Source organism: Bradyrhizobium sp. USDA 327 (genome assembly GCF_041262065.1).
Classification (GTDB): Bacteria; Pseudomonadota; Alphaproteobacteria; order Rhizobiales; family Xanthobacteraceae; genus Bradyrhizobium; species Bradyrhizobium liaoningense.
Window position 1 is genome coordinate 2,289,969 of record NZ_JBGCCW010000001.1, and the last position, 23,997, is coordinate 2,313,965.

At 64.4% G+C, this 23,997-nt stretch carries 18 protein-coding genes and 1 tRNA gene; 11 read left to right on the forward strand and 8 right to left on the reverse strand.

What is annotated here, in order from left to right; translation table 11 throughout:
- The first annotated feature begins 18 nt into the window (after positions 1 to 18).
- On the forward strand, positions 19 to 624 hold the full coding sequence (locus tag ABIA42_RS10330) for a TetR/AcrR family transcriptional regulator (RefSeq protein WP_271529082.1): 606 nt from the start codon (positions 19 to 21) through the stop codon (positions 622 to 624).
- On the opposite strand, the gene ABIA42_RS10335 is transcribed toward ABIA42_RS10330, so the two are convergent.
- The 4 genes from ABIA42_RS10335 to ABIA42_RS10350 form a co-directional block, all read right to left on the reverse strand.
- Positions 625 to 2,133 carry an amidase gene (locus ABIA42_RS10335; protein WP_370113823.1) on the reverse strand — a complete coding sequence of 503 codons (1,509 nt, stop codon included), beginning with the start codon at positions 2,131 to 2,133 and terminating at the stop codon, positions 625 to 627. It lies immediately after the preceding gene.
- 257 nt (positions 2,134 to 2,390) lie between these two features.
- Positions 2,391 to 3,758: an MFS transporter gene (locus ABIA42_RS10340; protein ID WP_370113821.1), complete on the reverse strand. Its 1,368-nt coding sequence runs from the start codon at positions 3,756 to 3,758 to the stop codon at positions 2,391 to 2,393.
- A gap of 74 nt (positions 3,759 to 3,832) precedes the next feature.
- Positions 3,833 to 5,362: an aldehyde dehydrogenase gene (locus ABIA42_RS10345; RefSeq protein ID WP_370113819.1), complete on the reverse strand. Its 1,530-nt coding sequence runs from the start codon at positions 5,360 to 5,362 to the stop codon at positions 3,833 to 3,835.
- On the reverse strand, positions 5,359 to 6,009 hold the full coding sequence (locus ABIA42_RS10350) for a GntR family transcriptional regulator (protein ID WP_061877643.1): 651 nt from the start codon (positions 6,007 to 6,009) through the stop codon (positions 5,359 to 5,361). Before ABIA42_RS10350 ends, ABIA42_RS10345 begins: the two co-directional genes overlap by 4 nt.
- A gap of 155 nt (positions 6,010 to 6,164) precedes the next feature.
- Between ABIA42_RS10350 and ABIA42_RS10355 the strand changes: the two genes are divergently transcribed.
- The 7 genes from ABIA42_RS10355 (at position 6,165) to ABIA42_RS10385 (ending at position 12,723) form a co-directional block, all read left to right on the forward strand.
- Positions 6,165 to 6,938 (forward strand): alpha/beta fold hydrolase, encoded by a 774-nt coding sequence (locus tag ABIA42_RS10355; RefSeq protein WP_370113816.1) that lies wholly within the window; start codon positions 6,165 to 6,167, stop codon positions 6,936 to 6,938.
- A gap of 390 nt (positions 6,939 to 7,328) precedes the next feature.
- Positions 7,329 to 8,546: a multidrug effflux MFS transporter gene (locus ABIA42_RS10360; protein ID WP_370113814.1), complete on the forward strand. Its 1,218-nt coding sequence runs from the start codon at positions 7,329 to 7,331 to the stop codon at positions 8,544 to 8,546.
- Positions 8,547 to 8,560: 14 nt separating this feature from the next.
- On the forward strand, positions 8,561 to 9,958 hold the full coding sequence (gene guaD / locus ABIA42_RS10365) for a guanine deaminase (protein ID WP_370113813.1): 1,398 nt from the start codon (positions 8,561 to 8,563) through the stop codon (positions 9,956 to 9,958).
- 11 nt (positions 9,959 to 9,969) lie between these two features.
- A complete protein-coding gene (locus ABIA42_RS10370; RefSeq protein ID WP_271529073.1) occupies positions 9,970 to 10,953 on the forward strand; it encodes an antibiotic biosynthesis monooxygenase in 984 nt (327 codons plus the stop codon).
- Positions 10,954 to 11,001: 48 nt separating this feature from the next.
- The gene (gene rnz / locus ABIA42_RS10375) at positions 11,002 to 11,904 is read left to right on the forward strand and encodes a ribonuclease Z (RefSeq protein ID WP_271529072.1); all 903 of its coding nucleotides are present in this window, start codon (positions 11,002 to 11,004) and stop codon (positions 11,902 to 11,904) included.
- A gap of 217 nt (positions 11,905 to 12,121) precedes the next feature.
- Positions 12,122 to 12,195: transfer RNA gene (locus tag ABIA42_RS10380), tRNA-Gln, on the forward strand.
- Positions 12,196 to 12,360: 165 nt separating this feature from the next.
- The gene (locus tag ABIA42_RS10385; protein WP_271529055.1) at positions 12,361 to 12,723 is read left to right on the forward strand and encodes a DUF1428 domain-containing protein; all 363 of its coding nucleotides are present in this window, start codon (positions 12,361 to 12,363) and stop codon (positions 12,721 to 12,723) included.
- Positions 12,724 to 12,740: 17 nt separating this feature from the next.
- Here the strand turns inward: ABIA42_RS10385 and ABIA42_RS10390 are convergent, their stop codons facing one another.
- A complete protein-coding gene (locus ABIA42_RS10390; RefSeq protein ID WP_370113810.1) occupies positions 12,741 to 13,412 on the reverse strand; it encodes a TetR/AcrR family transcriptional regulator in 672 nt (223 codons plus the stop codon).
- Between the two features lie 109 nt (positions 13,413 to 13,521).
- Here ABIA42_RS10390 and ABIA42_RS10395 point away from each other — a divergent pair, with 109 nt between their 5' ends.
- The gene (locus ABIA42_RS10395; protein ID WP_370113808.1) at positions 13,522 to 15,810 is read left to right on the forward strand and encodes an arylsulfatase; all 2,289 of its coding nucleotides are present in this window, start codon (positions 13,522 to 13,524) and stop codon (positions 15,808 to 15,810) included.
- A 13-nt stretch (positions 15,811 to 15,823) separates the two neighbouring features.
- On the opposite strand, the gene ABIA42_RS10400 is transcribed toward ABIA42_RS10395, so the two are convergent.
- From ABIA42_RS10400 to ABIA42_RS10410, 3 genes are all read right to left on the reverse strand, one after another.
- The gene (locus tag ABIA42_RS10400; protein ID WP_271529052.1) at positions 15,824 to 16,393 is read right to left on the reverse strand and encodes an invasion associated locus B family protein; all 570 of its coding nucleotides are present in this window, start codon (positions 16,391 to 16,393) and stop codon (positions 15,824 to 15,826) included.
- A 63-nt stretch (positions 16,394 to 16,456) separates the two neighbouring features.
- The gene (locus ABIA42_RS10405; protein ID WP_271529051.1) at positions 16,457 to 19,609 is read right to left on the reverse strand and encodes a multidrug efflux RND transporter permease subunit; all 3,153 of its coding nucleotides are present in this window, start codon (positions 19,607 to 19,609) and stop codon (positions 16,457 to 16,459) included.
- Complete coding sequence (locus ABIA42_RS10410; protein ID WP_271529050.1) at positions 19,606 to 20,772, reverse strand: efflux RND transporter periplasmic adaptor subunit; 1,167 nt, start codon at positions 20,770 to 20,772, stop codon at positions 19,606 to 19,608. The genes ABIA42_RS10405 and ABIA42_RS10410 overlap by 4 nt, the downstream gene beginning before the upstream one ends.
- A 378-nt stretch (positions 20,773 to 21,150) precedes the next feature.
- Between ABIA42_RS10410 and ABIA42_RS10415 the strand changes: the two genes are divergently transcribed.
- Both ABIA42_RS10415 and ABIA42_RS10420 read left to right on the forward strand, forming a co-directional pair.
- Positions 21,151 to 21,390: a hypothetical protein gene (locus ABIA42_RS10415; RefSeq protein ID WP_025035676.1), complete on the forward strand. Its 240-nt coding sequence runs from the start codon at positions 21,151 to 21,153 to the stop codon at positions 21,388 to 21,390.
- Positions 21,391 to 21,594: 204 nt separating this feature from the next.
- Positions 21,595 to 23,997, forward strand: a complete 2,403-nt coding sequence (locus tag ABIA42_RS10420) for a TonB-dependent receptor (RefSeq protein WP_370123559.1) — start codon at positions 21,595 to 21,597, stop codon at positions 23,995 to 23,997.

The window sequence follows — 23,997 nt, forward strand, 5'->3', positions numbered from 1 at the left end:
TTCCGAGGAGACAGGCACATGGGCATGGGACGCCCCCGCGAATTCGACGCCGAAATGGCGTTGGACCAGGCGATGGAAGTGTTTTGGCGCCATGGCTATGAGGGCGCGACCATTGCCCAGCTCACCGAGGCCATGGGCATCAACCCGCCCAGTCTCTATGCCTGCTTCGGCAACAAGGAAGGCCTGCTGAAGGCCGCGCTCGACCGCTACACCAAGCTGCGGAACATCTGGATGGAGGAGGTGGTGGCAGCGCCCACCGCCCGCGCCGTCGCCGAGCGGATGTTGATGGGCATCGCCGACAAGCAGACCGATCCTGCCAATCCGCCCGGCTGCCTGCTGGTGCAAGGCGGCATCGCCTGCGGCACCGGCTCCGAGAACGTCCCCTTCGAATTGGCCACGCGCCGCGCCCAGAACGAGGACCAGCTCCGCGACCGTTTCATTCGCGCCAAGGCCGAAGGTGATCTCAAGCCAACGTCCGATCCCGCCGCGCTCGCGCGTTATGTCTCCGCGGTGTCGGTCGGCATGGGCGTGATGGCGTCCTCGGGCGCGGACCGCGAAGCCTTGCGGCAGGTCGCGAGCGTCGCCGTGCAGGCGGTGGAAGCGCAATCGACTGACAAGACGTAGCTATCTCTCGGATCGCATTGCAGATAGCGATGGCGGCGGGACGAAGCCGCCGAACTCGCGTTCGATCAGTTCGGCCAACGCAATCGTGGTGCGGTCCTCCAGATACGGCCCGATGATCTGAACGCCGATTGGCAAGCCTGACGGCGTGCGCTCGATCGGAGCCGCGGTCGCCGGCAATCCGCAGGTCGAGGCAGGATCGGCCCAGATGAAGCACGCATCGGAGTAATCGTAGAGCTTGCCATCAATGTCCAGTTGCCGTGCGTCGAACGGCTCCGATTGGTCATGCGGAAAGGCCGGCACGGCGGCGGCGGGATAGATCACCGCGTCGAACTCGCGGAAGAACTGATGCCATTTCTGTTGCAGCTGCAGGCGGGCGGCATCGGCCGCCAGCCAATCGCGATGGATCATGCCCCAGCCGCGGGCGCGCTCGGCCTGCAGGCTGCGATCGCTGGGTGAGAGCGTCGCGGCAACGCCTTGTGCCTCCGCAAGCGCGTCCGGTGTCAGGCGCGGGCTTCGCGCGGCGTTCAACAGCTTCATGTAGAGCCGTGCCGACTCGGCGAGATCGGGCAGCGACGTGTTTGAGCGCGCGACTTGCGCGCCTGACCGTTCGAGCCGTTCCGCCAGTCGTTCGATGGCAGAACGCACGGCGTCGCCCGTCGGCATCAGCGGGTGCGTGTCGATCACCAGAATCCTGAAGTCCCTGAGCTGCTCATGTCGCGGTGCCGGCAGCGCAAGGCGATAGCCGACCCCGTCGCGCGTCTCGTCGGGACCCGCGATCACGTCGAGCGCCAATGCGAGGTCGGAGGCGGTACGCGCCATCGGCCCAACGACAGCTAGATCGCCTTGGCTGGGTACCGGCGGTGCCGGCGGCAGACTGTATCCGCGCAGCGGGACCAGGCCGAGGCTTGGCTTATGACCGAACACACCACAGAAATGCGCAGGCACCCGGATGGACCCGCCGATATCGGAGCCGATCGAGAGTGGACCGAAGCCTGCGGCCAGCGCCGCGCCCGATCCGCCGGAGGAGCCGCCGGGCGACCGGCCGAGGTCCCAGGGGTTGTTCGTCGTCCCGTAGATCTCGTTGTAGCTCTGGAAGTCCCTGAGGCCGATCGGGATGTTGGTCTTGCCGATGATGACGGCGCCCGCCGCCTTCAATCGCGAGACGATAAGGGCATCCTCCGCCGGTTGAAAATCCCTGAAATGCGGAAAGCCCCATGTGGTCGGCAGGCCGGCGACGTTGAACGGTTCTTTCAAGGTCACGGGGATCCCGAGGAGCGGCCGCCGCTCGCCGCGGCCAAGCGCGGCATCGGCGGCGCGGGCGGCGTTTCTGGCGCGATCGAAATCGCGAACGACGATCGCGTTGATCGGGCCGTCCAGCGCCTCGATCCGCGCAATCGTGTGTTCGAGCAGCTCCGAAGCAGACACCTTGCGCGCGTGCAGGTCGCCGAGGAGTGCGCCGATCGAGCCGTAGTCCAGGTCAGCGGAAGCCGGGGTCATCACGATCTCCATTGCATCTTCGTCTCGGCGAAACCGCTCGAGGCGTCGAAAATGCAATTTTGAGCGCGAGATGAGGAGGCGGCGCAACGGGAACCAGATCTGCCCATCGGTCGGGGTCGCAAGCTTGCCTGCGGCCCTATCCCTCGACGCACGCCTACGGAGGGTCCTGAGGATGAGGTGGCGTTTTGCGGCACGATCGGCCCTCGTGGTGAGGAGCCCGCCGAAGCGGGCGTCTCGAATATTGCAGGTCCTGCTCCTCCGGCTGCCCCTCAGGACGCCTCCTTGAGGACCGGCGCGGCAGTCTCTTCGGCCTTGAGTTCCTCGAGGCTGCGATGTCGGGGCTCGATGCCGAGTACCCAGACCGTGATGATCTGTACCACGAGCAAGCCGATCATCAGGGCCATGACGCCCGCCATGCCGCGCGACTCGAACAGCGACACGACCAGGAACGGCGTGACGATCGTGGCGCCGCGCCCCAGCGTATTGACGATGCCCGACGCACGCAGCCGGACCTCGGTCGGAAACAGCTCTGGAATGTAGATGCCGAACAGGAGTGCGACCAGGACGTAAATCGGCACCGTCAGCGCGAAGCCCACGGCCGGCAGCAGGACCGGATCCGAGATCATGGGATAGAGCATGCCCAGCGCCACCGAGATCAGCGACGCGCCGATGATCGTTGGCTTGCGTCCCCAGCGGTCGGCGGTCAATGCACCGATGGCCGCGCCGATCGGCGCGCCGAGCGCCATCAGCAGCGAATAGCCGAACGATGTCGCGACCGACAGGCCCTGCTTGACGAAGAACACGGGCAGCCAGGTCACGAAGCCATAGAGCAGGGTGTTGATCGTGATCAGGCAGATGGCGCCGACGATCATCCGCGACAGCAAGGGCGCAGTGAACAACGTGCCGAGATCGGGAGCGACCGGAGCGGGTGTCGTGGGCGCTGGAGCAGGCAAGGGTTGTCCTTGCGCCGCTTCCTTCTCGATCGCCTGCATCAACGCTTCCGCCTCGGCGGTGCGTCCCACGGCTTCGAGCCAGCGCGGGGATTCCGGCAGCGACTTGCGCATGTACCAGACGACGAGCGCGCCGATGCCGCCGAGCACGAACATCGAGCGCCAGCCGAACTGCGGAACGAGCACGGATGCGATCAAAAGTGCCGCTGGCAGGCCCGTCACGACGCATACGGCGGTGAGGCCGAGCCATTTGCCGCGGGTGCGGGCGGGCACGAACTCCGTCATCGTCGAATAGCCGACGACGTTCTCGGCTCCGAGGCCGACGCCCATCACGAAGCGGCAGGCGATCAGGAAGGCCATGTTCGGCGCGAATGCCGCGGCAAGGGAAGCGATGCCGAAAAGGAGCAGATTGAACTGATAGGTGAAGCGGCGCCCATGGCGGTCGCCGAGGAAGCCGGTGCCGAACGACCCCAGCATCATGCCGACGAACGTCGCGGAGATGAAGGCCGCGTTCTGAGCGAGCGTCGAAAAGCCTGATTTCAGCGTGACGCTGAGCACGGTCCCGGCAATGTAGATGTCGAAACCGTCGAAGAACATTCCGATGCCGATCAGCAGCATGATGCGGCGGTGGAATGGCCCGATCGGCAGCCGATCGAGACGGCTGCCTGCGTTCACCGATGTCGACATTGACGCTCTCCCTTGACTGCCATTCTGGTTGATGCGGCCCGCCTTCTATGGGCGGTCGGCCGGGTGCAGTTCTGCTAGTTCAGCCGCTTCTGATTGGCCGTGTCGCGGTACCAGTCGAACGGCTGCTCGTGGGTCGCGACCATCACGCTCTTGGTGTTGAAATGGTCGTTGAAGCTTTCGGCGCCGCATTCGCGGCCGATGCCGGAATCGTCGACGCCGCCCCAGGGCGAGGCCGGATCGAGCCGGTGATGATCGTTGATCCAGACGATGCCGGCCTTGACCGCGGCGGCGACACGGTGAGCGCGGGCGACGTCGCGGGTACGGATCGCTGCGGCGAGGCCAAACGGCGAGTCGTTGGCGAGCCGGAGCGCATCGGCCTCGTCCTTGAACGATGTCACCGAGGTGAAGGGACCGAACACTTCCTCCTGGAAGATGCGCATGTCGGATTTGACGTCGGCGAACACCGTCGGCTCGACGAAATATCCGTTGTCGTGGCCGGGCACCTTGGCGGCAACGCCGCCGGTGACGAGACGCGCGCCGTCGGCGTGACCATAGCCTGCATAGGTGAGAACGCGGTCGCGCTGCTTGGCCGAGATCACGGGGCCCATCTGGGTGCTGGGATCGAAGGGATCGCCGACGCGGATCGTGCGGGTCTTGGCCTGCAGCTTCTCCACGAACTCGTCGTAGATCGAGGCCTGGACGATGTGGCGCGAGGCGCAGACGCAGGTCTGTCCGGCGCCGATGAATGTGCCGAACGCGGCATAATTGACGGCGCGGTCCACGTCGAAATCATCGAACACCATCACCGGCGTCTTGCCGCCGAGTTCCATGGTCTGATGCGCGAACACCTTTGCGGCCGCGCTGCCGGCGATGCGGCCGGCCTCGGTGCCGCCGGTCAGGACCAGCTTGTTGATGTCGCCATGCTCGGCCAGCATCTTGCCGGCGCTGGGGCCGAGGCCCAGCACGATATTGAAGACGCCGGGCGGCAGGCCCGCGTCGGTGAAGATCTGCGCCAGCTTCAGGGTCGTGAGCGGCGTGTATTCGGACGGCTTCACCACGGTGACGCATCCGGTCGCCAGCACCACGGCGAGCGACTTGCACAGGATCATCAAGGGGTGATTGAACGGGGTGCAATTGGCGACGATGCCGATCGGCGTGCGGAGCGTGTAGTTCAGATAAGCGCCTTCGACGGGGATCACGGAGTCACGGCGCGACAAAGCGAGGCCTGCGAAGTAGCGGAAGAAATCGGGCAGGCGGGAGAGCTGGGCGCGGGTCTCGTTGACTGGGCGGCCGTTGTTGAGAGTCTCGAGCCGATACAGGCTGTCGAGATTGGCCTCGAACGCATCGGCGAACTTGTTGACCAGCCTGGCCCTGGCCCGCGTGTCCATGCCGCCCCAGGCCTTGCCGTCGAACGCGGCGCGCGCGCTTTTCATGGCGCGGCCGATATCCTCAGCGGTTGAATTGGGAATGCGGGCAATGACATCGCCGGTCGCGGGATTGCGGACGTCCAGCATCGCGCCGTCTCCGGCTTCGACTTCCCGTCCATCGATGAAATTGCCGTGGGTTTCGACGTCGATCGACGCGGGTTTCGAGGGAACGTTCATGATGACCTCTCTTCGACGATGACGGCGTTGCGCTTGAGCGCCGGCAGAACGCGTTTTTCGGTGTCCCCGATGTGGGCCTTGATGATGCGCGCCGCGGTGCGCGTTTCGCGCTGCTGCATGGCGTCAATCAGTGCGACGTGCTCTGCGACGAGCTTCGCGGGGTCGTGGCCCTTCAGGTTGGAAATACTGACGCGGACCAGCCGGTCGGCCTGGCCGATCAGGTCGCACAGCGCCGTCGCCATGCGGCGATTGCCGGAGGCATGGGCCAGCGCAGTGTGGAAGCCGCGATTGTAGGCGATGAAGTCCTCGTGGCTGCCCGAGAACCGGCGAAATTCGTCGAGCGATTTCAAAACGCTGTCCGGAGCGCTCTCGATCGCCTCGGTGACGCAGGCCGGCTCCAGCGCGAGGCGGAAGCGCAGGAGATCGCGGGCGTCCGAGAGCGAGATCGGCGTGACCCGATAACCCTGACGGGGTTGGACCGTGACGAGGTGCTCGCGCTGGAGCCGCAAAAGCGCGTCCCGGACCGGTTGCCGGCTCACCGAATAGCGTTCGGCCAGATCCTGCTCTCGCATTTCATCGCCCGGCGCAAAGCGACAAGCTAAAATATCAGCTCTGAGAAGATCGTAGATATTTTCGCGTAAAAGCATGGAAATTGGTGTCTCCTGTCGGCAAATATCCTACTCGTGATATTTCACGTCAAGTGCCGAATGCTTGAATTCCCTGTCAATTGATTTATCAATCGAAGCTTCCAGGGCACGCGGGAGCGCGTGATCCGATCGATGCAGTTTGGGATAGGCCGGACATGGACAGGCTTCTTGCCAATGAGACCGTCAACGCCGCGCAGGCGGGCGAGGGGCCGCCGCTCCTTCTTTTCCATTCGCTGCTATCGGATCGGGCCAGCTTCGATGCGATCGTGCCGGAGCTTGCGGGATCGTTTCAGACCATCGTGCCGGAGTTGCCCGGGTTCGGCCGTTCGCGCACGGTCGAGGGCGGACTTGCTGCTGTCGCGGACCGGATGGCAGAGGCTGTGCGGGATGCCGCGGGCGGCACGCCGTCGATCGTGCTCGGCAATGGTTATGGCGGCTTCGTCGCCTTGCAGATGGCGATCAGCCATCCGGGAATTGCCAGCCGGCTCATTCTAGCTGATTGCGGCGCAGCTTTCTCCGAGCCGGGCCGCGAAGCGTTCCGCAACATGGCGAAGATATCGCGAGAGAAGGGGCTCGAGGCAATCAGTGACGTCGCGATGCGGCGCCTGTTCGCACCCGACTTTCAGGCGCAGCACCCCGACCTGATGCGCGGACGTCGTGAAGCCTTTCTGCGGACAGACCCCGATGTGTTCCGCGCCGCGTGCGATGCTCTGGCAAGCCTTGATCTTCGTGCCGAGCTCGCCGGCGTGAACGTGCCGGTGCTCGTCATGTGCGGCGAACAGGACGAGGCGACGCCGCCGCCGATGTCGCATGAGCTGGCTGCGGGATTGCCGCGCGCCGAACTCAAGATCATTCCAGGATGCGCGCACGTGCCACAGCTGCAATCGCCGCAACAGTTTCTTGGCGCTCTCAAGGGCTTCTTGCTTTGATCGCCGTTTGGGCATGCGTTTGAAGATGCCTTCCGAGCGGTTATTGGCGTCGGAGCGAGGGCAAAGCCAAAATCGGGGATCGCGCAATTCCGCGCCTGTTTTGCCTGACGTGTCAAGCGTTCCTGCTGACAGGGCTCGCACCAGGCGGCGCGAAATTCCTCAACGATTTGTACTGTGCATGGGGTTGTTTTCGCGTTTTTTGTTTTGATCGCCCCGCTTGCAGCGAAGACCTGAACGTCGTCCGCCGGAATCCGTATCGATACGGAACGTCCTAAGGGTTTCTACATACAGTTCTGGCACTTTGCGCGCGTCAACACCTGCACCCCGCATCGGCGCATCTCATTGCGCGCACGAAAGGACGGGGCCGCGGGCATCGAGGGGGCGTAAGCCATGACTGCACTTGCTTCGGACGCAGGTCGCGCGAAGGGCGGGATCGTGCCGATCCTGCTGTGCGTCGTGCCGTTCAGCCAGATTCCACTCGATGCCTATACGCCAGGCCTGCCGCAGATGGTGGTGGATCTTGCCGCTGACGCGGCGTCGATGCAGAACACCGTCACCGCCTACATGCTTGGCATGAGTCTCGCGCTCGTGCCGGTCGGCATCGCCTCCGATATGCTCGGCCGCCGCAACGTCCTGCTCGCAGGGCTGTCGGTGCTGATCGCGATGAGCATCGCCTGTGCGCTGGCGACCAGCGCCTCGCTGCTGCTCGCGCTGCGCTTCCTGCAAGGCATCGGCGGCTGCACTTGTCTCGTCGTCGCCTATGCGGTCGCTGCAGACTGTTTTCGTGGACGTGAGCTCACTGCGATTTCGGGACTGCTAGGAGCCGCGTGGGGATTGGCGCCCGTGCTTGCGCCGGCAGCCGGCGGCTTCATCGTCGAGCTGACGTCCTGGCGCGGTGTCTTCGTGGTCATTGCCATCGCCGCGGCGATCGTTGCCACGATCGTCGTATTTCTTCTGCCTGAGACGTTGCCAGCGGAACGGCGTGCGCCGTTCGATCCGCGCCGCACCGCTCGTATCTTGCGCGAGGCGCTCGTTCGTCGGGGCTTCCTGGCCTTCGTGCTGGTCTTCGCCGCTGCCGCCAGCGCGCAACTGGCGTTCGGCATCGTCGCGCCGTTCTTCTACCAGACCGGCCTCGGCTATTCGGCGGCCATCTACGGCCTCGTCGCGCTCGGCCTGGGCGGCGTCAATCTCGCAGGCGAACTGGGCTGCGCGCATTTCGCACGCTTCATGCCGGCCCGCGCGATGGGCTTCGGCGCCTTAGCGCTGTTTCTCGCCGGCGCTGCGGTCCTGGCCGTAACAGGCATGACCCTCGGTCTGGATTTCATGTCAATCACGATCGGCGGCGCGCTGGTGCTCGGCGGCTGCGGCGTGCTGTGCCCGATGATGTACGGCATGGCGCTCGGCCTGTTCGAACGCGACCACGGCCTGATCGGCGGCCTGATCAGCGCGCTCTGCTATCTCGCGGTGAGCGGTGCCATGGCGGTCGCGGCAGTGTTGCCCGAGGCGACGCAGGCGCCGATCGGATGGCTCTATCTCGGCCTCTGCGCCGTCGCCGGAACGTTGCTCGCGATCTCGCTGCCATCAGCGCGCCACTCGACACAGACTTAAGGGAGGAACCAATCATGACCACCGCTGCTATTCGCGGCACGTTCTTCGACTTCGTCGACGATCCCTGGAAGCACGTCGGCGACGAGCAGGCCGCGGCGCGCTTTCACCAGGATGGCCTCATGGTCGTCACCGACGGCGTGATCAAGGCGTTCGGCCCTTATGACAAGATCGCCGCCGCGCATCCGGGCGTCGAGATCACTCATATCAAGGACCGCATCATCGTCCCGGGCTTCATCGACGGCCACATTCATCTGCCGCAGACCCGCGTGTTAGGGGCTTATGGCGAGCAGCTGCTGCCGTGGCTCCAGAAGTGGGTCTATCCGGAAGAGCTCAAATACCGGGATCGCAACTACGCGCGCGAGGGCGTGAAGCGCTTTCTTGACGCATTGCTCGCCGCCGGCACCACCACATGCCAAGCCTTCACCAGCTCCTCGCCGGTCTCGACCGAAGAGCTGTTCGAGGAAGCGAGCAGACGCAACATGCGCGTCATCGCGGGCCTCACCGGGATCGATCGCAACGCGCCGGCCGATTTCATCGATACCCCCGACAATTTCTATCGCGACAGCAAACGGCTGATCGCGCAGTACCACAACAAGGGCCGCAACCTCTACGCCATCACGCCGCGCTTCGCCTTCGGTGCCTCGCCGGAATTGCTGAGAGCGTGTCAGCGCCTCAAGCACGAGCACCCGGACTGCTGGGTCAACACCCACATCTCCGAGAACCCGGCCGAATGCAGCGGCGTGCTGGTCGAGCATCCGGACTGTCAGGACTATCTCGGCGTCTACGAGAAGTTCGACCTGGTCGGTCCAAAGTTCTCGGGCGGCCACGGCGTCTATCTCTCGAACAACGAGTTCCGCCGCATGTCGAAGAAGGGCGCCGCGGTGGTGTTCTGTCCGTGCTCGAACCTGTTCCTCGGCAGCGGCCTGTTCCGCCTCGGTCGCGCCACCGATCCCGAGCATCGCGTCAAGATGTCGTTCGGCACCGACGTTGGCGGCGGCAACCGCTTCTCGATGATCTCCGTGCTCGACGACGCCTACAAGGTCGGCATGTGCAACAACACGCTGCTCGACGGCAGCATCGATCCCACGCGGAAGGATCTCGCCGAGGCCGAGCGCAACAAGCTCTCGCCCTATCGCGGCTTCTGGTCGATCACGCTCGGTGGCGCAGAAGGTCTCTACATCGACGACAAGCTCGGCAATTTCGAGCCCGGCAAGGAAGCCGATTTCGTGGCGCTCGATCCCAACGGCGGGCAGGCCGCGCAAGCGTGGCATCAGTCGCTGATCGCCGACGGCGCCGGCCCGCGTACGATGGATGAGGCCGCGAGCATGCTGTTCGCCGTCATGATGGTCGGCGACGATCGCTGCGTCGACGAGACCTGGGTGATGGGCAAGCGTCTCTACAAGAAGAGCTGAGACGGCAGCTCATGAGCGCATCCCCTGACACAGCCCACCAGCCGGTCGCCCTCGTGATCCAACGCCGCATCGCCGACGACGGCTTTGCCGCGTTCGCGCGATGGAACGGCGAGGTCGGCGAGGTGCTCAAGGCATGGCCCGGCTTTCTCGGCCAGGAGGTGGTGCCGCCGCAACCGCCGGCGCATGTGGACTGGGTGACGATCCTGCGTTTCGCCAGCCCCTCCGCTGCACGCGCCTGGCTCCAGAGCGATGTGCGGGCACGACTCATCGCGGAAGTGCAGCGCTTCTTCGTCGGTTCGGAGGACGTCCATATCCTGCCCGACACCGGCGTTCAGCGCGACAGCGCGGTCTCGGCCGTCATCTCGTTCAATGTCCCTGATGGGCTCGAGGATGCGTTCCTGAAATGGCAGCAGCGCATCCAGGCGGCGGAGGCCGAGTTCAAGGGGTTCCTGCGGCACAAGATCGAGCGGCCGATTCCGGGCCTGCACGACGAATGGATCATCATCCTGTCGTTCGACTCTGATGCCAATCTCAATGCGTGGCTCGACTCGCCCTTGCGGCAGACCCTTCTCAAGGAGGGCGAGCGCTTCAATGCCGGCATGAACGTGAAGCGGGCGAGCTACGGCTTCAATTTCTGGTTCCCGACCGGCAAGACGCCGGCTCCCGAGCAAGGGCCGGGATTAATCTTGAAGAGCAACCTGATCGTCCTCCTGGTGCTCTATCCCGTGGTCTATCTCTGGGGCTATTTCATCAGCACGCCCTTGATCGACAGAAACGGCGTGCCGGTCTGGCTGTCGCTTTTCGTCGGCAATCTCGTCAGCACGCAGCTGCTCGGCTGGTGGCTGGTGCCCGCCGCCTTCAGGGCGCTCGACTGGTGGGTGAGGCCGACGGCGACGCTCGGCCGCCAGTTCGCGGGCTACGCACTGCTTGCCGCGCTCTACGTCGCGTCGATGGCCCTGTACGCGCTGCTGCTCGCGTGGCATTGGGGACGGTGAGGCCGGCCGGACGGGCGGCCTCAACCACCTTCTGGGCTCGTGACGACCATGTTCGCCCTGACATTTCTCGGGACCTCCGCCAGCGTTCCCTCAGCGGAGCGCAACCATCCCGCGCTCTTGGTGGAGGCGTCGGGCACGCGCATCCTGATTGATTGCGGCGAGGGCACACAGCGCCAGCTGCTGCGCAGCGGCGCCGGCTTTCGCCGGCTCGACCGCATCCTGCTGACGCACGCTCATCTCGATCACGTGCTCGGCATTCCCGGCCTGTTCTCGACGCTGGGCCTGCGGCAGACCTCCGATGTCATGACAATTCACGGCGGGGAAGGAACGCTCGACATCGTCATCCGGATGCTCGCAGGCCTGTGGGGCGCGGGCAGGGCGCCGATCCCGGTCGCGTTCGCGCCGCTGGCCGAAGGACAGGTCATCGATGCCGGTGAATTCACCATCGACTGTTTTCCGGTTCGCCACCGCGACACCGACAGTTTTGGTTTCGTATTCCAGAGCCCCGCGCGCCGTCGTCTTCGGCCCGATCGGCTCATAGCGCTTGGTGTCCCCGACGGTCCCTTGCGCGGCGAATTGGCCGCGGGCCGCCCGGTCGTGCTTGCCGACCGAACCGTCGACCCGGAAGATATCCTTGGCCCGCCGAGCGGCGGCAGGAAGCTCGTCGTGATCGGCGACACCGAGACCACCGAGGGGCTGTCGCAATACGTTGCCGACGCCGACATGCTGGTGATCGAGGCGACGTTTCTCGATCGCGACGCGCCGACCGCGCGGAATTATGGCCACCTCACCGCGGCAGAAGCGGCTTCCTTTGCAGCCACGAACAACGTCGGGCAGCTCGTGCTGACGCATCTGTCGGGACGCTACGAAGACGAGGAGATTCTCGCCGAAGCCGCAAGGATCTTCCCGAGTACCCGGATCGCCGCGGACTTCGATCGTATCGTCGTCTGATCGGCCGACCGCGAGGTCATGAGACCGGCCGAAAAGGAGCAGCAAGACGCGTTTCGCTCTGGCGTGAACGCAGCGAGAACACGCGACGATGTCCACAGAAGGACTGGACCCCGAAGGTCAGCGCGGCTATATGAGCGGCCTGCGAGCGCTGATTTGCAGAACTTCAGCCAGCCTTGCAAAACTTCCGAAGAAAGCTTAGCGATTTCAAGCGCTTCGGTGGGGAATGGTGTAACGGTAGCACAACAGACTCTGACTCTGTTTGTCTTGGTTCGAATCCAGGTTCCCCAGCCAGCTCGCAGTACTTCCCAAGGTGTGGTTCCAATCCCCGAGCAGGATCGCAGGTTGATCGGCCGGGTCGCTGCTCGCGACGCTTTGCCTCATCTCGCATTCGCGTTTCCGGGTCGGATCGCCGCGCGCAGTATCGTCCTTGGGCCGTACAACCCAAGGAGATCCCTGATGCCCTATGTCGATGGTTTCATTCTTGCCGTGCCGAAGGACAAGATCGAGGCCTACAAGGTGCTGGCGAAGACCGCCTGCGCGCTCTGGATGGAGCACGGCGCGCTCGATTATGTCGAATGCATCGGCGACGACGTTCCCTACGGAGAGCTCACCTCGTTTCCGCGTGCGGTGATGGCGAAAGAGGACGAGGTCGTGGTGTTCGCCTGGATCGTCTACCGCGACCGGGAGACCCGCGATGCCATCAACAAGAAGGTGATGGAGGACCCGCGGATGAAGTTCGAGGGCATGCCGTTCGACGGCAAGCGCATGATCTATGGCGGCTTCACGACGCTGCTCCGGGCGAACGACATCGTTGGCTGACAGCAGGGGCGGAAAGCCTATCTCGCGGCAGGTTGACCGACCTCCGCTTGGAGCAACAGCGACAGGCAGCCGGCAAGCCGCGTCTCCATCTCTTTCGATGCAAGCGACAGCGGGCCGGGATCGTTGAGGATCGCGTTCACCAGCGTGCCCAGCACGACCTGGAAGCCGAAGGCGATGGCGCGGGTTTTCGCCGCTTTGCGGCCCTTGCCCATGGCCGGCAGCAGGAGAGGGGTGGCGCGCGTCGTGCTCGCCTGGGCGAGCGCCTTGAACGGCGTCCATTTGTCCGGGCGGGTATCGTCATGTTGGAGCGTGGCGCGCAGCACGCCCTCGTGGCTGCGCATCCAGGCCACGATGCCGCTGACGATGATCTGGCAGAGCTGGTCGAGGCTCGTATCCGGTGACGGGCGCCTGATCTCGCCCAGCCGCTGCTCGCCGTCGCGCGCGGCCAGCGCCATCAGGGCGTTGAAATAGGCCTCCTTGCTCTCGAAACGGCTGTAGAAGGCGCCGACGGTGGCGCCGACCTCGGCGCAGAGCGCCTCGATCGAGAGCTCGGCAAGGCTGCGCGTCCGCAGCATGTCGGCGCCGGCGCGCAGCAGCGCCAGCGTCGTCTCGCGGCTGCGCTTCTGCCGCGACGGGGCGACTCCGGGCAGGTCGAAGTCGCGAAGCTCGGGCTCCGAACGTGGCCTCATCCGTGCCTGCATCCCGCCCCATTTCGTAATCATAATTCCGATTATAATTTTAAGCCCGGGCAGGCTGCGGGTCAACCGCGACCGCCAGGCATCGCACAGGGAGGAGCAGATGAGCGCAGGCAGCACCGCGCCGTTCCGCGGCACCGTCGGCAAGACCATAGCGGATTCACGGCCCTGGTGGCCGGAGGCCGTGAAGCCGCCCGAGGGCGCGCCGAACATCCTGGTGGTGTTGTTCGACGATGTCGGCTTCTCCGATTTCGGCTGCTACGGCTCGGCGATCAGGACGCCGATCATCGACAAGCTCGCCGCGGAAGGCCTGCGTTACAGCGGCTTCCACACCACGGCCATGTGCTCGACCACGCGCGCGGCGCTGCTCACCGGGCGCAACCATCATTCGGTCGGCGTCGGCTGTCTTGCCAATTTCGATTCCGGTTATCCCGGTTATCGCGGCAAGATCGCGCGCGAGGCGGGGACGCTCGCCGAGATGCTGCGCGTGCACGGCTACCGCAACTACATGGTCGGCAAATGGCATGTCACGCCGCTGACCGAGAGCGGCGCCACCGGTCCGTTCGACGGCTGGCCGCTCGGCCGCGGCTTCGACCGATTCTACGGCTTCCTCGATGCCGAGACCGACCAGTATGCGCCGGAACTCGTCTCCGACAACACCCATATCGATCCTCCCGGCAGCTATGCCGATGGTTATCATCTGACCGAGGATCTGATCGACCAGACCATCCGCTTCATCGGCGATCACCATGCCGACCGTCCGGATGTCCCCTGGCTCACGTGGGTCGCGCTCGGCGCCTGCCACGCGCCGCATCAGGCGCCGGCCGAGATCATCATGAGCTACGACGCGGCCTTCGCGCACGGCTGGGACGTCGAGCGCGAGCAGCGGCTGGCGCGCCAGAAAGCCATGGGGCTGGTGCCGGAGGCAACGCGGATGCCGGCGCGCAATGACGGCGTCAAGGCCTGGGAGGAGCATTCGGCTGACGAGCGCCGCGTCTTCACGCGGCTGCAGGCGGCCTTCGCCGGCATGCTCGACCATTCCGATCGGCATCTTGCCCGTCTCGTCTCGTTCCTGGAGACGGCCGGTATCCGCGACAACACCGTGATCATCGTGATGTCCGACAATGGCGCGAGCCAGGAGGGTGGGCCGCTCGGCTTCGTCAACGCAATGGGACCGTTCAACTTCAAGCCGGAGCCGGTCGCTGAGAAGCTCAGCCGCATCGACGACATCGGCGGGCCCGACACGCACAGCAATTTCCCGCATGGCTGGGCGATGGCCTCGAACACGCCGCTGCGCCGCTACAAGCAGAACACCCATGGCGGCGGCATCCGCGATCCCTTCGTGATCAACTGGCCGAAGAAGATCGCAGGCCGAGGCGAGTTGCGGCATCAGTTCGTCCACGCCTGCGATCTCACGCCGACGCTGCTGGAACTGGTCGGCATCGAGGCGCCCGCGACCATCGCGGGCTGCCAACAAATGCCGCTGGAAGGCGAGAGCTTTGCGCGCTCGATCACGGAGGCGTTGGCACCCTCGAAGAGCTCGCCGCAATATTTCGAGATGTTCGGCCATCGCGGGCTCTGGCACGGCGGATGGAAGGCCGTCGCCTTTCATCCCTCGGGCACGTCGTTCGAGAACGACAAATGGGAGCTGTTCCATCTCGACGCGGATTTCTCCGAGACCAACGACCTCGCGGCCAGGGAGCCGGAGCGCCTCGCCAGGATGGTCGCCGCATGGTGGGAGGAAGCCGAGAAGCACAAGGTCCTGCCGCTCGACGACCGCTTCGGACCGCGCTTTGCGGAGAATGCCGCGCGCTTCCACGGCGCGCGCCGCCACTTCGTCTTCCACGCCGGGATGGGGCATGTGCCGACGGACGTGGCGCCCGATGTGCGCAGCCGCAGCTACACGATCGAGGCGCATGTCGAGATCGGCGAGACAGGCGCAGACGGCGTGCTGATCTCACACGGCGATGCGACGTCGGGCTACAGCCTCTACGTCAAGGGCGGGCATCTCGTGCACGATCTCAACATCGGCGGCAGCCACCAGATCGTGCGTTCGGACCGCAAGGTGCCGCCGGGCGCGCGGCGTCTCGGCGTTCACGTCGAACGGCTCGTGCGCAAGGAGCCGCCCGCGAAGGGCGCGCGCACGGGTGTCTCGGAATACACGCTGCTGATCGACGGCGGGCCGGCAGGTTCGGTCCAGACCCAGCTCGGCTTCCACACCTTGATCTCGTGGTCCGGGCTCGACATCGGGCGCGACCGTGGCAGCCCCGTGTCGGATTACGAGGCGCCGTTCGAGTACGAGGGACGTCTGCTGCGCGTCGCGGTCACCATGCACGACGACCAGAAGCTCGATGGCGATGCTGTCGGCAACGCGCAGATGGCGCGGCAATAACGGAAAAAGCCCGTTACTTGATCTTGTCGTAGGCCGCCGCAAAATCGCCAAGCGGCATCGGGATCGCGATCGTCTCCTTGGCCATGTTCTGGAAGGAGACCTTCAGTTGCTTGCCCGACCGCAAAGTGGCGAGCAGGTCCGGCGCGACCGGGGTCGAGGCGTAGCAGCCGCGGTTCTCGCAGGTCTGGATCTGGAGATCGACCGTCTTGCCCTCGTCGACCTGGAGCTTGGCGCCGATGGGAAGGTTGAGGCCAAGCGGCAATTGCAGCAGCGCCACCGGCGTGCGGGTGTCGGGCGCGATGCGGATGTTGATCAGGAGCACGGTCTGGCCGGTCTTGGTCAGCACCGCGTTCTGCTCCATCGCGCATTCGAGCGGCGCATCGCGGCCGGCGCTGCTGCAGCGGACGATCCAGCCGGACTGCCCAGGAGTGCCGTCCGCCTGTGATTGCGTCGGGGCGGGCGCGGGCTGTGTGGCCGGGGCAGGGGGCGCGGTGTTCCTCTTGGCGCCCTGCTGGGCATGCGCGGCGCCAATTGACGACAAGACAGCTGCGGCAAGGGCGACAAGTCTGGATTGCAAGAGCATGGCGAAACCGCGTTGGCGTGAAACGGGGCCTCGCTGTAGCGTCGCGGAAGCCGCAGCGCAAGCTTACTCGGCGGCTTCCTTGACGCTGCCGTGCTCGGGGGCCTCGTCGCCTTCGCCTTCGCCGTCGCCCGAACGGCCCCAGGTGGCGAACCAGTTGTTGAGCTTGTCGAGATAGAGATAAACCACCGGCGTAGTGAACAGCGTCAGCGCCTGGCTGACGATCAGGCCGCCGACCATGGCGTAACCGAGCGGCTGACGGATCTCGGCGCCGGTGCCGTGACCGAGCATCAAGGGCACGCCGCCCAGAAGCGCGGCCATCGTCGTCATCATGATCGGGCGGAAACGCAACAACGCGGCCTGGCGGATCGATTCCTCCGGCGTCTTGTGCTCGTCGCGCTCGGCGGCGATCGCGAAATCGACCATCATGATGCCGTTCTTCTTCACGATGCCGATCAGCAGGATGATGCCGATCAGCGCGATCAGGCTGAAGTCGAAACCCGCCGCCATCAGGATTGCGAGCGCGCCGACGCCGGCCGAGGGCAGCGTCGACAGGATCGTGATCGGGTGGATGTAGCTCTCGTAGAGAATGCCGAGGATCAGGTAGACCACGACGAGGGCGGCGAGGATCAAGAGCGGCACGGTGCCGAGCGACTGCTGGAACGCCTGCGCGGTGCCCTGGAAGCTGGAGTTCAGCGTCGGCGGTGCGCCGAGATCGGCCATTGCCCGCTGCACCGCCTCCGTGGCCTGGCCGAGCGCCACGCCTTGCGCCAGGTTGAAGCTGATCGTGATCGATGGGAACTGGCCTTGATGGCTGATCGAGAGCGGGCGGACCGGGTCGGTGGTCCAGGTTGCAAAGGTCGACAGCGGCACCTGGTCGCCGGTCAACGGCGATTTCAGATAGAGCTTGTTCAAGCTGTCGAGATTGCCCTGCATCTCCGGGAGGATTTCGAGAATGACCTTGTAGGTGTTGAGCTGGGTGAAATACTGCGTGACTTGCCGCTGTCCGAAGGCGTCATAGAGCGTGTCGTCGATCAGCTGCGGCTGGATGCCGTAGCGGGCGGCGGTGTCGCGGTTGATCTTGAGCTGCACCGTTGTGCCCTGCGTCTGCTGGTCGGTCGCGACGTCGCGCAGCTCCGGCAGGGTCTGCATTTTGGCGAGGATCTTGGGCGCCCATTCGTTGAGCTCGTCAAGATTGGCGTCCTGCAGCGTGAATTCGAACTGCGTGCGCGTCGGCCGGCCGCCGAGCCGCACGTCCTGGGCCGCCTGCATGTAAAGCCGGGCGCCCTCGACCTTGTCGAACTGCGGACGCAGCCGCGCGATGATCTGCTGAGCTGAGGCCTCGCGCTGATCGCGAGGTTTCAGCGTGATGAACAGGTTGCCGTTGTTGCCGGCGCGGCCGCTGCCGCCGATCGACATGGCAACGCTGGCAACGTCGGGATCGGCCATGATGATCTTGCCGAGCTCCTCCTGGCGCCGGGTCATCTCCTTGAACGAAATGTCCTGCGAGGCTTCCGAAGTGGCGGTGATCAGGCCGACGTCCTGCTGCGGGAAGAAGCCCTTCGGGATCAGGACGAACAGGTAGATCGACAGTCCGAGCGTGACGAAGAAAATCGCAAGCGTGGTGCGCCGCCAGGCGAGGGCGTGATCGAGCACATATTCGTAGCCGCGCAGCATCGCGTCGAAGGCGCGCTCGCTCCATTGATAGAAGCGGCCGTGCTGCACCTCGCCATGGGCGCGCAGGAAGCGCGAGGCCATCATCGGCGTCAGGGTCAGCGACACGAACATCGAAACGAAGATGGTCATCGCCAGCACCACGGCGAATTCGCGGAACAGGCGCCCGATGATGCCGCCCATCAGGAGCAGCGGGATCAGCACCGCGACCAGCGAGATGCTGATCGAGACGATGGTGAAGCCGATTTCCTTGGAGCCCTTGAAGGCGGCCTCCATCGGCGAGTCGCCTTCCTCGATGTAGCGGGTGATGTTCTCGAGCATCACGATGGCGTCGTCGACCACGAAACCGACCGCAATGGTGAGTGCCATCAGTGACAGATTGTCGAGCGAATAGCCGGCCGGCCACATCAGGGCGCACGCGCCCAGCAGCGCCAGCGGAACCGTGACGGTAGGAATGACCGTCGCCCAGAAGCTGCGCAGAAAAATGAAGATCACCATGACCACGAGCGCGATGGTCAGCAGCAGCGTGAATTGGACGTCCTCGACCGCGGCGCGGATGGTGGTGGTTCTGTCGCTGATGAGCTCGATCTTGATCGCGGGCGGGATCGCTGCAACGAGGCGCGGCAGGGTCGCCTTGATCCGGTCCACGGTCTCGATGACGTTGGCGCCCGGCTGCTTGAAGATCACCAGGAAGACGCCACGCTTGCCATTGGCCCAGGCCGCCTGCTTGGCGTCTTCAGCGGCGCTGACCGCTCGGCCGATGTCGCGAATTCGCAACGGACCGCCGTTGCGATAGGCGATGATGACGTCGTTCCAGTCCTTCGACTGGGTGAGCTGGTCGTTGGCGTAGATCGTGTAGGCGCGTTTTTCGCCGTCGATGTTGCCCTTGGGGCTGTCGACCGTGGTGATCGCAATCTGGCTGCGCACGTCCTCCAGCGACAGGCCCTTGGCGACGAGCTTAGCCGGGTCGACCTGGATGCGGATCGAGGGTTTCTGCTGGCCGCCGATGAAGACCTGGGCGACGCCCGACAGCTGGCTGATCTGCTGAGCAAGCTGGGCGTCGACTGCGTCGCTGACGCTGGTCAGCGGCAGCGTCTCTGATGTCGCCGACAATAACAGGATCGGCGCGTCGGCCGGGTTGACCTTGCGGTAGGTCGGTGGCGAAGGCAGGTTTTTGGGCAACTGGCCGCTGGCAGCGTTAATGGCGCCCTGCACGTCATTCGCGGCGCCGTCGATGTTGCGGTTGAGGTCGAACTGGATGGTGATCGACGCCGTGCCCAGATAGCTCGTCGAGGTCATCTGAGCGATGCCGGGGATCTGGGCGAACTGCCTCTCCAGCGGCTGCGCCACCGAGGAGGCCATCGTCTCGGGGCTGCCGCCAGGCAGGTTGGCGGTGATCTGGATGGTCGGAAAGTCCACCTGCGGCAGGGGCGCAACCGGAAGCAGCGGATAGGCGACGAGACCGACGAAGAGAATGCCGGCCATCAGCAGCGAGGTGCCGATGGGATAACGGATGAAAGGTGCCGAAATCCCGCCTTCGGTCATTCCTGTCGTACCTTGCTCTGGGCCGGATCGGAGCTTGCCACCGCCGTCGACACGAGGCTTCCGGGCTGGACCTTGAACTGACCGCCGACGATCACCTGCTGGCCCGGGCTCAAGCCTTCCTCGATGACCGAACGTCCGTCGATGCCATAGCTGACCTTGACCTTGTGAACCTCGGCCTTGTTGTCCTGATTGACCGTATAGGCGTAGAGGCCGTTGGTGGAGTGCTGGACCGCATCATCAGGAACAACGGTCGCATCCTTCAGCGTCCGCACCAGGAGCCGCGTCGAAACCGACTGGCCCGGCCACAGCGCGTGGTCCTTGTTGTCGAACACCGCCTTGAGACGGATCGTTCCGCTGGTCGTGTCGACCTGGTTGTTGATGACCGCGAGCTTGCCCTCGGCCAGCGTCTTCTTGCCGTCGGTCGTGAAGGCGATCACCTTCAGCGCGCCGTCCTTCTGGCCTTCGCTGATATAGGGGAGCTGGTCTTCCGGTGCGGTGAAGATCACGGCGATCGGTTCGACCTGCGAGATCGTGACGATGCCCGTCTGGGTCGAGGCGTTGACGATATTGCCGACGTCGACCTGACGGAGCCCCGCGACCCCGGTGATCGGCGCCTTGATCTGCGTGTAGTCGAGCTGGGTCTGGGCGTTGGCGATCGCGGCTTCGTCGGCGGCGATCTGCGCGGTGAGCTGGGCGACCGTGGAGCGCTGGGTATCCACCCGCTGTGTTGTTGCGAATTCGCCGAGCTTCACGGCGCGCTGGAGCTCTAGATTAGCGTTGGCGAGGTTTGCCTCGTCCTGCGCCTTCTTGGCCTTGGCTTGGTCAAGCGCGGCTTGATAGGGCCGGGGATCGATCGAGACCAGAAGGTCGCCCTGCTGGACGATCTGGCCTTCGCGGAAGGCGAGCTTGTTTATCTGACCATCCACCCGGCTGCGGACCTGGACGGTGTTGAAGCCCTGAACCGTGCCGAGACCGGTCAGGTAGACCGGGAAATCGGTCTTCTGGACCGGCGCGACGCTGACGGGAATAGCGGACGGGCGGGGCGACGCTTTCTGGGCTGTCTGGGTCTGTCCGGCCGAGCCGAACCTCTGCCATCCATAGTAACCTGCGGAGGCCACGGCCGCGACGATCAAAATCCAGAGGATCGGCCGGGACTTTTTCATATCGTCTCGTGTCGGCTCTTGTGCCCTACGCTTACGAATTATGGGGCAATCATACGGTTCCAGCGGGTTTGTATAATACACGCCAAGTTCCAGTGTAAACAGCACTATCGGTTCGGAAACCTAAACAATTGGAAAGCTTTGCACCCCCTGGGCAGTGCTCTGGCGCCGCGCTGTGCAGGGCTGCATTTTTCCGGGCGCGACCGATCGGCGTGCCCCCTCTTGCGCAGCTCCGATAGCGGTGTGCTCAGGCCGGATGGCGCCGCGCTGAGTCCTGGTTCGGATCAGTCACGAGAACGGTTCTAAATCGCGGGGAGGCCGTTTCGGTTGTCAGGGATTTCGGCATCGTTCATATCGGCGCCGCCATGAATGGAGCGCAGGATGGACGAGTTGAACGGCAAGCTGATCGCGTGTCAGATTCTGATCACGGGATTGATCGCGCGTGTCGCCAACGAGCAGCGCGATCCCTTGCGCTTCCTCACCGACTTTCGCGACGAGATCAAAGCTGTCGTGAACGGCGTCAACATCGCCGGCATGGACAACACCGATCGCGTGCGCGCCGTCGCGCAGAAGACGGTCGACGAATTGTTCTCGCTGATGAAGCCGCCGAGCAGCGACTGAGAACGAACGTCCATCTGCGCTGTCTTTAGAACGAGTCCAATCTCGTCTTGGAACGATTTCAAACCGCAGTTTAGAATCGTTTTGATCTGGATTGATTCAAGGGTTCTCGCGAGCGCCTCGCATTGACCCGCTATTTTGTGGCCGATACCAACAGCCATCGTTCGTCGAAGTGAATGAGCGAACAGGAAGATGGGGCGTTTGGTAATGGGGCAGGTGGTCGCACCGAAGTCGTTGCGTTCGGTCGCAGCATTCGATCCGGTGGATGAGAGGTTCGCGGGCGTTTCTGGCAAGAAGGTTTCGGCGGTTGCAAGCTTGATCGCGGTGGCGTCGGTGTCGGGCGGCGCGCAAGCGCAGCAGTCGAATCTGCCGCCGGTGACGGTCGATGCTCCGGTCGAGCGTCCGCGTCCGACTGCCTCGAAGCCCTCGCCTGAGCAGGTCCGTGCCCGCAACGCGCTTCGCCGCGCCGCGCAGCGGCAGCAGGCGCAGCAGACGGCCCCCGTTACACCGTCAGGCCCCGCCGACGCCAATCCCTATGCCGATCCGGAGGCGCCCTACAAAGTCGATCACGTGCAGGCCTCGGGCAAGTTTCCCGAGAAGATGCTGAATACGCCCAAGACCATCACGGTGCTCAGCAAGGAAGTTCTCGAGGACAAGAACGCCACGACGCTGAAGGAGATCGGACGCTCGACCGCGGGCGTGACGCTCGGCTCGGGCGAGGGCGGCAACGCGTTCGGCGACCGCTTCTTCATCCGCGGCTTCGACGCGCGCAACGACGTCTTCATCGACGGCATCCGCGATCCCGCCGTTTCCATCCGCGAGAACTTCTTCACCGAGCAGATCGAGATTCTGCGCGGCCCGGCGTCCTCCTATGCCGGCCGAGGCACCGCCGGCGGTGCCATCAACATCGTCACCAAGCAGGCGGGCGACGTCAACTTCAAGCGCATGGGCACCGAGTTCGGTACCGACATGACCAAGCGCGTCACGCTCGACGTGAACCAGGTCATCGATCCGACCTTCTCGGTGCGCACGGGTGGCCTGTTCCAGGACGCCAACGTCGCCGGGCGCAACTACGTCACCGACAATCGCTGGGGCAGCTTCATCTCGACCAAGTACACCCCGACCAACGACATCAAGATCACGACGAACTACGCCCATACCGATCTCAGCGGCTATCCCGATTTCGGCGTGCCCTATTACAAGCAGGGCAACGTGCCGGTGACCTCGGCGGGCATTCCGCGTGAAAACTGGTACGGCTTCCTCAACCGCGACTTCCAGACCGCGCGGCAGGATTTCGGCACCGGCACGATCGAGTACAAGGTCAACGAGGCCATCACTCTGACCAGCAAGGTCCGCGGTGAGCACTCGCTGCTCAACTACATCGGCACGCTGCCGCAGAACCCGAACACGACCAGTTCCAATCCGCTGCTCTGGACCACGACGGCGAGCGCGCAGAGCCGCTACCAGAACGTGGACGTGTGGGCCAACCAGAACGAGGCCACGTTCAAGCTCGACACCGGCGGGGTCAAGCACACCGCGGTGTTCGGCGTCGAATATTCGAACGAGAACATCTCGATCGACCGCTACACCGGCCTCTCGTCGGAACTGTTCGGCGGCGGTTCGACGAGCAACGGGGCCGTCACGGGAGTCAATCTGTACTCTCCGCAGTACACCAACATTCCCTTCAGCAACACGCCCTCGCTGGTTGGAAACCCGACGCGTTACGGCGTCAACACCAGCAGCGTGTACGTGATGGATACCGCGAACTGGCAGGACACGGTGATCGTCAATGGCGGCGTCCGCTACGACGGCTATAGCCAGAGCTCGTCCACCAATACGGCCTACCTCAAGCAAAGCGCCGATCTCGTCAACTACAACGTCGGCGTGGTCTACAAGCCGGTGTCGATCGGCAGCGTTTATGCGGCTTATGCCACCTCGGCCAATCCATTCGGTTCGGAGCTCGACGCCACCGGCACTGACTACGGCGGCGTTCCCGCCAACTCGACCATTCTGCTCGGGCCTGAGCGCAACAAGGCGGCGGAACTCGGCACCAAATGGGAGCTGGCGGATCGGCACCTGCTCGTCAGCGCCGCGCTGTTCCAGACGACAAAGGACAACGCGCGCGAGACCGTCAACGGCCTGCTGACCTCGGGCGCTGCCTACAGGATCCAGGGCATCGACATTGAGGCCGAAGGCAAGATCACCGACCGTTGGAGCATTTTTGGCGGCCTGGTGCTGATGCAGTCGAAGGTCACGCAGAGTGGCGTTGCCTCGAATCTCGGGCTGCAGCTCGCCAATATTGCCCACCAGTCGTTCAGCATGCTGACCAAGTACAAGTTCGATGGCGGCTGGGAGCTTGGCGGCCAGGCGGTGTACCGCTCGAAGGTCTATGGCGGCACGTTCGCGGCCAACACCGGCAACGAGCTGCCGAGCTACTGGCGCTTCGACGCGTTCGTCGAGAAGAAGATCGACCAGAACTGGACCATGAAGCTCTACGCCCAGAACCTCACCAACAAGCTGTACTACGATACGCTCTATCGCAGCGCAGTGCCTTTCGTGGCGGTTGCGCCGGGACGGGCGTTCTACGTCGTGACGACAGCGAAGTTCTGA